At 59.8% G+C, this 1,103-nt stretch carries 1 protein-coding gene and 1 pseudogene; both read right to left on the bottom strand.

Annotated elements, in window-relative coordinates; all coding sequences use genetic code 11:
- Positions 1–724 (bottom strand): annotated as a pseudogene (locus FEM54_RS32975) (sodium:solute symporter family protein); the annotation flags it as partial.
- Positions 724–975, bottom strand: coding sequence for a hypothetical protein (locus FEM54_RS32970; RefSeq protein WP_017134608.1), 252 nt, complete (start codon positions 973–975; stop codon positions 724–726). The pseudogene FEM54_RS32975 and the gene FEM54_RS32970, both read right to left, overlap by 1 nt.
- Between the last annotated feature and the right edge of the window lie 128 nt (positions 976–1,103).

The raw sequence follows: 1,103 nt of genomic DNA, 5'->3' as shown, positions 1-1,103 counted from the left end.
GGCCATAACCGGTGCCGGCGGCGCCGGGAATTTGCAGCATTTTTTCCGGTAATTGCGCGAGGTTGGAAAACGCGGCCTGATCGCCGAACAGCAGGAACACGCAGACCCCGGCGCACACCACGTAGGCGATCAGGCCCTGGAACATGTCGGTCATGATCAACCCGCGCATGCCCATGCTCACGGTCCAGTATTGGCGGATCAGTACCACCGCCACGCCTGCAAACAGGCAGGTGGTGACGCCCCAACGGCCGAAGCTGGCGAACTGGAACAGCATCGCCAGGGCCTGGATGCCCATCACCACCCATGGAAACACCGAGATGATGCCGATAATCGAGGCCACCCGTTTTACCGCCGGGCTGTCGAAGCGCATGCCCAGCAGGTCCGGCTGGGTGCGCAGGTTGAAGCGTTTGCCCCAGGTCCAGGCGCGGCTGGCCATCAGGTACATCGCGGTCACGCCCAGGGTCGCATAGACCATGCCGTAGAAACCCAAGGCGCCGCCGACGCTCAGGGCAAAAAACGCGGTGAAGGTCGAGCCCGGCCACCAGGAGTTGGTGTAGCACATGGCGATATACCACGGCCCGTAAGAGCGCCCGCCAACGGCGTAGTCGGAAAAACTGGTGCTTTCGCGGTTGGTGGCATAGAGCACGGCGATCATCCCGGCCAGGAACAGGCCGATCACACCGAAGGTAATGAACAAGTGGGCATCGCTGCTGGTGCTGATCATCACACGCCCTCCTCGTCAGGAATATCACCGGCCTTGAGCTCGGCCAGATACAACCCCCACACCCCTAGTGCTGCGAGTACGGCAATGGCGATCCAATAGAAAATCGGCAGCGGGATGCCTACCACCAAGGCGCGACTGCCACTCACGCTCAAGTAAAACGGCGGGAACAACGCCAGCATCAACAACAGGAAGAAGTAGGCGCCAAAGATCTGGTTTCTCAGGCGTGCGGGTGACGCGCTTGCGGGTTTCATGATGGAGGGTGCTCCTTGAATTTCTGGATCGGTTTGTTGTGTGATCAATCAAAAAATCAAGCAGTGAAACGTCAGCGCAAACCAGCGCCAAAGGAGCTACAGGGTGACTCGTCGTTATTGTGCTGGCG

Source organism: Pseudomonas edaphica (assembly GCF_005863185.1).
Taxonomy (GTDB): domain Bacteria; phylum Pseudomonadota; class Gammaproteobacteria; order Pseudomonadales; family Pseudomonadaceae; genus Aquipseudomonas; species Aquipseudomonas edaphica.
This window is presented reverse-complemented; position numbering and strand designations above follow the sequence as displayed.

Coding starts and splice junctions, on each gene's coding strand:
- FEM54_RS32970 (WP_017134608.1), bottom strand. CDS start 975: ATGAAACCCGCAAGCGCGTCACCCGCACGCCTGAGAAACCAGATCTTT.